Origin of the sequence: Leucobacter sp. Ag1 (assembly GCF_000980875.1) — a bacterium.
GTDB lineage: Bacteria > Actinomycetota > Actinomycetes > Actinomycetales > Microbacteriaceae > Leucobacter > Leucobacter iarius.
The window spans coordinates 1-9,924 of record NZ_LAYO01000045.1 but is presented as its reverse complement, the minus strand read 5'-3'; the positions used below and the strand labels follow the sequence as shown (position 1 = coordinate 9,924).

The 9,924-nt window shown below is 65.6% G+C and carries 12 protein-coding genes; 3 read left to right on the top strand and 9 right to left on the bottom strand.

Annotated elements, in window-relative coordinates:
* Positions 1 to 25: 25 nt before the first annotated feature.
* The 9 genes from XM48_RS00740 to msrA all read right to left on the bottom strand — a co-directional run bounded on the left by XM48_RS00740 (position 26) and on the right by msrA (position 8,160).
* Entirely contained in the window at positions 26 to 340 is a 315-nt protein-coding gene (locus tag XM48_RS00740) for a DUF6112 family protein (protein ID WP_046453858.1), read from the bottom strand.
* Positions 341 to 347: 7 nt separating this feature from the next.
* Positions 348 to 1,967 carry a M23 family metallopeptidase gene (locus XM48_RS00735; protein WP_046453857.1) on the bottom strand — a complete coding sequence of 540 codons (1,620 nt, stop codon included), beginning with the start codon at positions 1,965 to 1,967 and terminating at the stop codon, positions 348 to 350.
* Between the two features lie 13 nt (positions 1,968 to 1,980).
* Positions 1,981 to 2,670, bottom strand: a complete 690-nt coding sequence (locus tag XM48_RS00730; RefSeq protein WP_046453856.1) for a hypothetical protein — start codon at positions 2,668 to 2,670, stop codon at positions 1,981 to 1,983.
* A gap of 79 nt (positions 2,671 to 2,749) precedes the next feature.
* Entirely contained in the window at positions 2,750 to 4,726 is a 1,977-nt protein-coding gene (locus XM48_RS16745) for a ParB N-terminal domain-containing protein (RefSeq protein ID WP_052961206.1), read from the bottom strand.
* 587 nt (positions 4,727 to 5,313) lie between these two features.
* Positions 5,314 to 6,087: an AraC family transcriptional regulator gene (locus XM48_RS17330; RefSeq protein WP_197074109.1), complete on the bottom strand. Its 774-nt coding sequence runs from the start codon at positions 6,085 to 6,087 to the stop codon at positions 5,314 to 5,316.
* Positions 6,088 to 6,342: 255 nt separating this feature from the next.
* The gene (locus XM48_RS00720) at positions 6,343 to 6,831 is read right to left on the bottom strand and encodes a carboxymuconolactone decarboxylase family protein (RefSeq protein ID WP_046453855.1); all 489 of its coding nucleotides are present in this window, start codon (positions 6,829 to 6,831) and stop codon (positions 6,343 to 6,345) included.
* On the bottom strand, positions 6,831 to 7,211 hold the full coding sequence (gene trxA / locus XM48_RS00715) for a thioredoxin (RefSeq protein ID WP_046453854.1): 381 nt from the start codon (positions 7,209 to 7,211) through the stop codon (positions 6,831 to 6,833). The genes XM48_RS00720 and trxA overlap by 1 nt, the downstream gene beginning before the upstream one ends.
* Positions 7,212 to 7,239: 28 nt before the next feature.
* Entirely contained in the window at positions 7,240 to 7,608 is a 369-nt protein-coding gene (locus XM48_RS00710) for a GNAT family N-acetyltransferase (protein ID WP_197074108.1), read from the bottom strand.
* Positions 7,609 to 7,659: 51 nt separating this feature from the next.
* Positions 7,660 to 8,160, bottom strand: a complete 501-nt coding sequence (msrA, locus tag XM48_RS00705; protein ID WP_046453860.1) for a peptide-methionine (S)-S-oxide reductase MsrA — start codon at positions 8,158 to 8,160, stop codon at positions 7,660 to 7,662.
* A gap of 253 nt (positions 8,161 to 8,413) precedes the next feature.
* Here msrA and XM48_RS00700 point away from each other — a divergent pair, with 253 nt between their 5' ends.
* From XM48_RS00700 to XM48_RS00690, 3 genes are all read left to right on the top strand, one after another.
* Positions 8,414 to 8,953: a carboxymuconolactone decarboxylase family protein gene (locus XM48_RS00700; RefSeq protein ID WP_231580754.1), complete on the top strand. Its 540-nt coding sequence runs from the start codon at positions 8,414 to 8,416 to the stop codon at positions 8,951 to 8,953.
* Positions 8,950 to 9,408, top strand: coding sequence for a DUF5709 domain-containing protein (locus tag XM48_RS00695; RefSeq protein ID WP_046453853.1), 459 nt, complete (start codon positions 8,950 to 8,952; stop codon positions 9,406 to 9,408). Before XM48_RS00700 ends, XM48_RS00695 begins: the two co-directional genes overlap by 4 nt.
* Before the next feature lie 45 nt (positions 9,409 to 9,453).
* Positions 9,454 to 9,924, top strand: a 471-nt coding sequence (locus XM48_RS00690) for a hypothetical protein (RefSeq protein WP_046453852.1), incomplete at its 3' end; no start/stop codon positions are given.

The following is a 9,924-nucleotide window of genomic DNA, read 5'->3' as shown; positions in this document are numbered from 1 at the left end:
CCCCCGCCGGTTCTTCGCGTCCGGACTACAGCTGGCTACCGAGAGCGATCAGCCAGTTCATCCACGCGATCCCGGCGCCGGCGAGAGCTGCCGCGCCGAGCGCCGTCCACACGCCGATGCGTGCTTTCGTGGCGACCTGGTGGTGCCCGTTCGCGGAGCCGATCGCCCAGATCACCGCGCTCACCACGATCATCAGCACCGACAGGATCAGCACGATCGTCAACAGCGCGCCGATGATGCTCTCCAGCTCGTTGGAGCCGCCCACGGCGCCGAAGTCGGGGAACACGTTCCCCGAGACCAGGAATCCGGCCGGTTGCAGCCGGGAGAAGGAAAACGTCATCGGCGGGTCACCCTTCTTTCACGGAGATGTGGATGTGGTCGAAGTGCCCTCCGGTGACGTTCCCCGGGTCGTGCATCCCACCGCCGCCGTACGGCTGCCACCCCTCGTCTGCGCGAGCAGTCGACCAGATCTGTCCTTGCCAGATGAGGTAACTGATCCCGAGGGTCTCAGCGTTCGTCTCGAGCCAGTCGGTCAGTCGCCACCCGTAGTCGACCTGCTCCGCGCTCGGGTAGTGACCGATCTGATTGCCGACGGTGACATCGCAGGCCCGCCCAAGCGGATGATCCGACCGTGTCCCGGGACGTGGCGAGTAACACGCCCACCCGGTGCCGGGGAACGCGTTGCGGGTCTGGACGACCATATGCGCGGTGCGGGCGGTGACCTGCCCGCCGGTGCCGGTCGGGTCATCGACCAACTTCCCGCCGTCCCCGGTGAACTCCGCCGCGTCCGCCCCGGCCCCGCCAGGTGCGCAGCCGGGCCCGGGGGCGCTATTGCCGTCGGGTTCGGTGGCGCCGTGGTCGGCGAGCCACTGGTCGGCGTCGATCGACTCGGTGCCGGTGGAGCCGGGCCGGATCTCGAAGTGCAGGTGCGCGCCGGTGGAGCGGCCCGAGGAACCGACGTCGCCGATGTGAGTGCCAGCGGTCACGGTCTGTCCTTCTTGGACGTGGATGCCGTGTTCCCACATATGCGCGTACACGGAGCGGACGGCTTCGCCCTGCACGGTGTGCTCGATGATGATGAGGCCGCCGTAGCCGCCGTTGAACTCGGCCCACACGACCCGCCCGTCGGCGGCTGCGTAGATCGGGGTGCCGTCGGCGGCGGCGTAGTCGGTGCCGGCGTGGTAGGTGGTCTCCCCGGTGAAGGGATCGGACCGATATCCCCAGTCGCTGGTCTTCGTCCACGTCCCCTCGGGCAGCGGGAACATGATGCGGGTGGTCTCCGGCACCGACCCCGTGCCGCCGCCAGTGCCGGAGGGAGCGGGCACGGTGAGGGCATCGAGGATCGCTTCGGCGACGGGCTGGTAGTTCTGATATCGCTCCGGGAACGCGCTGACCTCGACGGCCTGCGCGACCTCGCCCATGTCCATCGTTTCCCAGCCCGGGATGTCGAGCATGCCCCGTGGGGATGGGAAGTTCGGACCCGAAGGCCCGCCGTAGAACGCTCTGGCCTGGTAGGTGGTGTCCATCAGCTCGGCGACGGTTCCCCACCCGGCCTGCGGGCGCATCTGGAACAAGCCGAGCGAGTCGTGGTCGGACCCGTTGCCGTCGTTGGGGTAGTTCCCCGACTCCGGGTAGGTGCCGGTGTTCGCCAGTTGCCGCAGCGTCGATTCGGTCAGCGCCGCCATGAGGGCGATCGTGGCCCCGCGGGCATCGACGCCGTCGGTCTGCCCGCCAACGGTGATGATCGTGGCGGCGTGAGTGAGTTGCTTCTTGTTCAGCGTGAATGTCTCACCGTCCCGCGTGGTCACTTCCAGCTCGTCCGGGATCGGCCCCACAGTCATCGACGACCCGGGACCGCAGCTCGCGTTCGCGGCGGGATTCATCAGCACCCCGACCCCGACCAGCGCGGTCGCCGGTCCCACGCACAGGACGAGGACCGCCAGCGCGACGAGGATCTTCTTCAGCACGACGGCGTCCCGATCAGCGCAGCGGGTTGTCGAGCTCGGACAGGCGCAGCGTGTGGCACGACTCGAACGCGGGCTCGCACGCGAGGAACACGGTGAACGACACCGGGTGTTCGCTGGTCGCTTCCTGCCCGGAGACGGTGCCGGTGCGGTGCCGGGTGCCGTCGATGGTGACCGCGATCATCCCCTCCACAAGCGTGCCGGACCGGTCCTGCGCGACCGCGTCGGCCCACGCATCGGGCACGACCGCATCCGCGATGGTGAGGTGCTGGGTGGTGGCGTGCCCGGTGAGCTGCTGCCAGGCGTCTGACGCCGGGTAATAGCCGGCGATGTCCGAGGCGAGACCGGGGGTCTCGGTTCCGGTGGGGTCGGCGTCGGAGAGCACCACCTGCCCGTAGTCGGCGGGCCCGAGCCCGGATGCGGTGTCCCAGGTAAAGAGCGCCTCCGCGACGGCACGGGCGTACCGGATCGGATCGTTCGTCCGCGGCAGCGCCGTCAGGTCAGGCGGTCCGGACGGCGCCGGGGCAGTTGGCCGCTGCTCAGAGGTAGTCGGCGCCGGGGCGGGGGTGTTCTCGTGGGGGCGGTCGATCAGCCCGTACACCCCCAACCCCACCAGGACGAGGAGGATGACCGTTCCGGAGATACCGGCGATCAACAGGGCGCGGCCCCGCTTACGCGGGGCCGCATCGGAGAAATCAGTCGACATGGCAAGGGACGTCCTTTCACAGCAGAACGGTCAACGGTGTGTGCCATGCAGGTGCGGACGCCTGACCCCATCGGTCACTTCACGGCAGGACGCCCGCCCCGCTGATGGCGCGGCGTGCGTGGGCGGCGGTGTCGAGGAAAGCGTTCGCCTGGTCACGGTGGCTGGTGATCGCGTCCCACTGCTCGTCGGTCGCGTACCGGCCTACGAGGGCAGCGTCGTTGATCTCCCACCACCCCTCGGCTTTGGTGAGGATGTCCACCAGCCGGCGGGCGTGGTAGCGGCCCCGGACCCCGTCCGCGGACATCACCTCATCCTCGGCACCCGAGTCGCCATCCTCCGCGGTTCTCACATCGGAAGTCGGAGTGAGCGCGAGCTTACGGACACGGGCGATCGCGGCTGCGACCGCCCGGGATCGTTCCACCGGCCGGTCGATCTGCCGCACCGCGCGGAGCTCGTCGTCGGCGGCTTCCCGCACGGCGGCGGTCGCGGTCTCGTTCACTGCGGTCTTCTCCAGCCAGCAAACCCCGCGCAGCGCGAGGACCTCGTGGTAACGGCCGTGGACCTTCGCGTCGCCGTTGATCTCCACGACCGCTTCGGCTGCTGCCCGCCGGACCCGTTCGTCTTCGTCCTCGTTGGTTGCCAGCCGTTCCAGCGCGAGGATCTGCTCGAGCTGCTGGGAAGAGTCCCGGCCGGTCACCGCGGTCGCGGCCTGCACACGGGACTTCCGTTTCGACGGCGGTTGTGAATCCCAACGGCCGCTGCCGCTGCCCTGATAGGTCGCGACGATCATCGCTTCTCGTTCATCCGGGTCGGTGTCATCGGCCTCGCCGTCGTCCGAGCCCGGGAGGGCGGCGGCGCCGAACCGGGTCGCGGCCTGACGGCGGGCGTTCTCCTCGGTGAGGAGCGTCTTGTACTCCGCGTACAGGGCTGCCTTCTCCGTGGTGGTGAAGTGCTTGTGCAGAAGGTTGTCGTCCTGGATCGCCAGCAGCGTCCGCAGCTTGTCCGACACCTCAGACGCGACCCACACCGGGACGGTCGTGTGCCCAAGCTGCCGCATCACTTCCAGGCGGCGCCTGCCGGAGATGAGGACCGCGTCGGAGGTGATCACGATCGGGCACAGCAACCCGAGCGTTTGGATCGACGTGGTCAGGTCGGTCAGGTCACCAAGCTCACGCCGGTAGGAGCGACCCAGGACAATGCTCTCGATGGGGAACTGGGCTACCGTTCGTTCGCTCGCGGACGCCGTGGTGTTCATGCGGCGGCCCCTCGCGTGAACTTGCGGGAGATAGCGGCGAGTTGGTGATCCGCGAGGAGGTCTTCGGTGCGGTCGCCGAGCAACAACCGCGCGAAGATCCCCAGCCGTGCGGGGTCGGCGCCGGTGGCTTCTTTCTTTGACCGCGGCCCGAGTAGCAAACGCAGCAGCCCGTTCCAGTCGCGGGCGGAGAACCCCGAGCCGTTGCCGCATCGCGTCGTCTTTGCGGAGCACGTCGATCCCGGACTGGGTGCTCGCCAGAGTCGTGAGGCGGTGGCAGATGTATTCCACCGCGGTCTCGATGGTGCGGGGATACCAGCCGGTGGTCACCAGGAACACGGACGCGGATCGCACCACCCTCTCCACAGCCACGGTCGGTGATGTAGGCGGGGTTGCGGCGGCGAGCACGTGGTAGAAGAACGTCTCGTAGTGGCCGGCCCGCATCGGGTACTCGTCGGGACGCTGATCGGGCCTGCGGGCCTTGTCGGTCGAAGTGAGGAGACGTTCGGCGTGCACCTCGGCCGCGATGCCAAGCTCCACCGCGCGAGTGATCGCGGCCCACGGGTCCGCGGCACGGCGGATTGCTGGCGTCCGCATCGCCATGAACGCCTCATACGCGGCATCGGCGGGGTCACGGTGCCAGGACCGTGCCAGCGGAAGGTACTTCTCCTGCGCATACCGCATCAACGCGCGGGCGGCGGGATGCGTGCGCCAGAGCTGCTCGGCGGTGAGCTGCTCCAGCAGGACGCGGAGTCCTTCGCCGGTGGTGAAGTCGGGAAGTGGTTCAGATGAAGGCTCTCTCATGAGGTCAACTCCTTAGGACGAGGTGACCAAGAGGTGTGTGACCGGGACCCCAAACCCTCTTCGCGGCGCGGAACCGATCCTTTGCACTCGGGCGGCGGGTCTGCCATGAGTGTTGCTCTTCGTTCACGCTCGACCATCACCACCTCCGCCGGTGGACATGCCGCCGCGAACTCGGGGCCCACAGCGTCGGCCAACCGCCGCTGGCGTAAGTTGGTCATGACCTTCGCGAACCCGTCACAGGTCTTGCGAGCGTCGTCCCATATCGCCTCTATAGCCATGCGCTACTCCTTCCCAGGGCTCCCGCAAGATGCGGACGGCCTTGCGACCATGAGGTGCGCCGGGAAGATCAGCGGAGCGAGGACGGATGGCTGACAGTGTGCCGACCGTCAGGCTCCACAACGAACCCGACGTGTCTGGTCCGGTCTACTGGCCTGCGGCGCATCCGTCGAGATGCACATGACGAACGTGGGCCATTCGTCGAGAGTCACGGTTCATGCGGCGAGTAGCGGTAGAAGAGGCCGAGGTGACCGGTCGACAGCGACCTCTGCGAACCTAGTGGGACAGTTCTCTTGGACAATGACGTCGAGTCACCGAGCTGAGTCGTTGACAGCGATAGCATGGCCTTGTCCATCCTCAGGAACCGTGTGTGGTGTTCGTCGGTACCGTGTCGGCGTGATGCCGTAGCGACGGTGAAACCAGTGGGATGCTACGCGCGGGTCACTCCACCCGACTTCGCTCGCGGCACGCATGACCGAAAGATCTGTTTCTTCGATGAGCCGCGCGAACTCGGTCAGCCGAAGTTCAGTGAGTAGGCGCATTGGGGCGGCGCCGGCGTGCTGTACGAACATGCGGGTGAGGTGGGTCCGTGAAAGGGAGAGTTCTCGTGAGAGTGCTCCAACGGTCCACGGTTCTGCGATGCGCCCGCGAAGCAACTGGATTGCCCGACCGATGTAGCCGATAGATCCGGTGTCGGTCAGTCGTCCATTGATGGGCGTCCACAGTGCTGTGGGGGCATCTGACGTTTCATCCAGAAAAGTCGGCAGTATCAGCCTCATCCATCGTGCGAGAAGCTCGAGAGTGTGAATCGCGACGACTTCGGGCGAATGGGTTCCGCCACGCAGGACGCTCATCTGTCGCCATAGCGGCTCGACCTGCCGCAGTGCAGCAATACCCGGTGCAAGGACGATTGCACGACCGTCCCACTCGAGGGGGTGTACTCCTTCGATTACTCGTTCTGCGTCGGGGAGGAACCATGCCATCTGGGTGCGCCAGAACTGTTCGTCGGCGTAGATGGCCCAAATGCGTACGGACGGGGATGGGCGCACGCGGCACCATTTGCCGGTGCCGAGGGCGAGAGACATGCCAGGACGCAGGACGTGTACGCTCTCAGCAGTCTCGAGGGCGCAAGAGCCCTCGACGACGTTGAGTATCTTCGCGTGCCGAAACACGGTCCGGCTTGACGGAACCGTGCGCACCATCTCTATAACCGCGATATCGCCTGGTGCCTGAATCGCTGCGTATGGGCGCGTGAACCTCAAGGGTGGAGCGGGTGGCAAGTCATGCGCGGCCTCGAACGCCTCCTCTGGCGTAGCGGCCACGCTGCGCACAGCACACCGTCAGCTCAGCTTGCCTTCCGAGTCGCGTGGTCGCACGCGGTGTTCGCTGAGGATGGAGATCCGATTGAACATGTTGATGGCCGCGGCGACCCACTCCGCCACCGCGAACTCCTCCTCGGCGAGGGTGCTTCGGGCCTGCGCGAGCTCGACATTCACGGCGGCGTCGAGCGGGAGCCGGGTGGCTGCTTCAGCGATTGCGAGCAAGGCTCGCTCTCGCTCGCTGAACAGTGTCGACTCACGCCAGGCGGGCAAGATGTCGAGTAGTTGCTGTTTGACGCCCGCGCGCCTTGCCTGCCGCGAATGCAGATCGAGACAGAAGACGCATCCGTTCATCTGCGACGCCCGAACCTTGATCAACTCGCTCTCGGCGGGAGTGAGTCCGCGTTGCGATGCGGCCTCAGACACAGCGGTCGCGAACGTAGACGCGGCTTCCCATGCGTCTGGAACGGCCTTGTCCATGTAGGGGCGCGGCTCATGCAAGGTGGACATCAGCGATCGACCTTGCCCGAGCCGCTAGCGGAGTCGAGGTCCTTCCTGACCTCGTCCATATCGAGTCCTCTGACGTTCTCCACCACTTCGGCCAAAGCAGTGGGCGGTAGGGCGCCGGCCTGGCTGAAGACGAGCAACCCTTGGCGGAAGGCGAGCAGAGTCGGAATCGCGGTGATCTGGGCCGCCGCGGTGATGCGCTGCTCCGACTCGGTGTCGAGCTTCGCATGGACGATGTCCGGATTGTCTTGGGACGACTTCTCGAAGACCGGCGCAAACTGATGGCATGGTGCGCACCAGTCCGCCCAGAAGTCGACGAGGACGATGTCGTTCTGATTGATCGTGACCTCGAAGTTGTCCTCGGTCAGTTCGACGGTTGCCATGTGGGTTCTCCTCTTGTGCGCATGATGATCAGTGGTGGTGTCCGTGGGGATTGCCGGGGAATCGCGTGTCAACGACGTCCGCATACTCCGGGTGAGCACGGATGTATGCGGCGGCGAAGGGGCACGACACCGTCGCGGTCTTCTTGTCCTCGCGGAGACTGTCGAGGACGCCTCCGAGGAGTCGCGCCGTGACTCCCTGTCCGCGGAACTCGGGGAACACAGACGTCGCGAGGAGGAGTACCCGGTCGCCGGTTCTGCTGTAGAGCAGACCGGCGGCGAGCTTGCCGTTCACGGTCGCTTCGTACAGCTCGGACTCGACGTTCTCGGTGATGACGAAGTCCTCGGCTGCGTCCGAGGATGCAGCCGGGAGGTCGGTGTCGGCGTCGGTCGCGGTCAAGCCGATCATTCCGTCGGGATGTTTCATGTCTCTCCTATCGCGAGATCTCGGTCAGCGGCCCGGTAGGACCCAGTCGGGCCGGATGAAATGGCACGAGTACCCATTGGGGTGCTTCTGCAGGTAGTCCTGGTGTTTGGGTTCGGCCTCCCAGAACGGGCCGGCTTCGCCCACCTCGGTCACGACTTTTCCTGGCCAGCGGCCGGAGGCATTGATCGCTTCGATCACGTGGAAGGCAACCTTCATCTGTCCCTCAGTCGTCGTGAAGATCGCTGATCGGTAACTGCGCCCGATGTCGTTTCCCTGACGGTTCAGAGTCGTGGGATCGTGAATCTGAAAGAAGAACTCCAGCAGTATCTGGAATCGGATGATCGAGGGGTCATAGATCACTTCAAGGGCTTCAGCGTGATCCCCGTGATTCCGGTAGGTCGCGTCGGGTGTGTCGTCGTCGCCGGAGTATCCGACACGGGTGCTCACGACGCCCGGGAGGGAGCGGAAGAGCTCCTGGGCTCCCCAGAAGCACCCGCTGGCGAGGATCACTCTCGAGGTCGGCATCGTCTTCTCTCTCTTCACGGCGGGCAGCACGCCCCTTCGGGTCACGATACGGAGCCGGGTGCTGTCCAGGTGGCCTGGCTGTGCAGCGTAATGTCCGCGACCTGCGGCGTTCGGAAGCGGGGCGGGCGGTTGCAGGGAGAAGACAGCTCTCTGCAGGGGCAGGCCACACGGGGCGGGGAAGCGGACCTACCGTCGGAGGAGGTGTCGGAACTCCGGCAAGCCAGCGAACCGTGCCCTACGGTGAGGAGAGATCGTGATATCAGAGCAGATCGATTTCGAGAATGTGCGCTTTGATCCGGATCTCTCTGACTTCCATGAGCTTGCGAAGCAGATGGCCACGGGGTTCGGGTACACCGCGAAGTTGTCGATCGGTGATCGCCTAGCCGCCCTTCTCCGATTGCGGGTTGCTCAGATCAATCCGTGCTCGTACTGCCTGATCCTGCACACGCGTATCGCCGTGGAAGTAGGCATCGGCACGGCGATGGTCGCGCATCTCGCGAGCTGGCGGCAGAGCACGATGTTCTCCGGTTCCGAAGCACTCGCACTCGCGTACTGCGAAGCACTGACACGTTACGAGCACGAGCACTTCGATGAGATGCATCAAGGGCTGACGGTGTTCTTCGATGAGCGTGAGATCGCCGAGATCGCAGCCGTCGTCATCAACATGAACGTGTGGACGAGGCTGAAGCTCGCGCAGGGCGCGGTGCCGGTCATCGCATCGCCCGGTGACGAAGAGCCTGCTCGTGACGCCGATAGACCAGGCGTCGGGGGAAAGAAAGGAAACCCATCATGACTGACGGATCGGTCAACGGGCAGGAGATCGAGTTCGATCTGCTTCCGCCGGATGAGAGCCTCGACTCGGATCTTCTCGGCGAAGACTCCGATGACGACGGCCCGGGATACTCTCCGCCGGAGCGGCGGTCATCCGAACTGTCGTGGGGATTCACGGCACGCGAAGCACGCACCCGAGAACCGCTGGCGGCTCGCTTGGCGCGTGAGGTGCCGGAGTACGAACCTGAAGAGCCGATGGGCGACGGGATCGGCGACATCATCGGCACGGACGGCGAGATCCTTGACGACCAGGTCGGATCGGTACGCGCTGGACGGCTGATCTGGACCGAACCCGGCAACCCCGACCCATCCTCCGACTTCTGGGCCTCCGACATCGGCATCGACAACGGTGCCGCCTCCGCCGAAGAAGCGGCTATACATGTCGTCACCGACGAGGGCGACTATGACCGGCAATAGTCTGGAATCAGACCGGGGAAGCCCGGAAGACCGGCGGAGGCTGTGATGATGCAGCAGACATGGGACTCTCGCACCATCGATCCACGTGACCGCGTGGAGACGATCCGTACGATGCTCTGCGAGAACCTCGTCCAGACAGACCTGACTCTCGACCCGCAGGGCCGCGAGGCTCGCGTGAGTGTGTCTTACCAAGACATTGGGCAGCTGAGAGCCCTGTCCGTCCAGACGGTGCCCTCGTTGGCTGCCCTCGCTATGCGCCCCCAGCGGATGATCACAGCGGACAACGACGAGTCATTGTTCGTGGTCTTCCAGCGCGGCAACCGGTCGATGCTGCGCCGTGGGGATGACCAGACCGTGATGACCCCGGGCAGCATTGTTGTTTACCCGAGCACGAGCCCCTACGTCCACGCTTTCGAAGAGGGGGTCATTGGGGACTTCTTCCGACTGCCGTTGGGTGTGGTGGGGTTCACGGCGGATCAGATCGGGGAGGTCTCTGGAGTGGATCTGCGTGTGCGG

What these genes read in the sequence shown, in the direction of transcription:
- trxA (WP_046453854.1), bottom strand. Translation starts at nt 7,211, where the DNA reads ATGGCAACCGTCGAACTGACCGAGGACAACTTCGAGGTCACGATCAAT.
- XM48_RS16745 (WP_052961206.1), bottom strand. Translation starts at nt 4,726, where the DNA reads ATGAGAGAGCCTTCATCTGAACCACTTCCCGACTTCACCACCGGCGAA.
- XM48_RS00695 (WP_046453853.1), top strand. Translation starts at nt 8,950, where the DNA reads ATGACTGACGGATCGGTCAACGGGCAGGAGATCGAGTTCGATCTGCTT.
- XM48_RS00730 (WP_046453856.1), bottom strand. Translation starts at nt 2,670, where the DNA reads ATGTCGACTGATTTCTCCGATGCGGCCCCGCGTAAGCGGGGCCGCGCC.
- XM48_RS00720 (WP_046453855.1), bottom strand. Translation starts at nt 6,831, where the DNA reads ATGTCCACCTTGCATGAGCCGCGCCCCTACATGGACAAGGCCGTTCCA.
- XM48_RS00740 (WP_046453858.1), bottom strand. Translation starts at nt 340, where the DNA reads ATGACGTTTTCCTTCTCCCGGCTGCAACCGGCCGGATTCCTGGTCTCG.
- XM48_RS17330 (WP_197074109.1), bottom strand. Translation starts at nt 6,087, where the DNA reads ATGTCTCTCGCCCTCGGCACCGGCAAATGGTGCCGCGTGCGCCCATCC.
- msrA (WP_046453860.1), bottom strand. Translation starts at nt 8,160, where the DNA reads ATGCCGACCTCGAGAGTGATCCTCGCCAGCGGGTGCTTCTGGGGAGCC.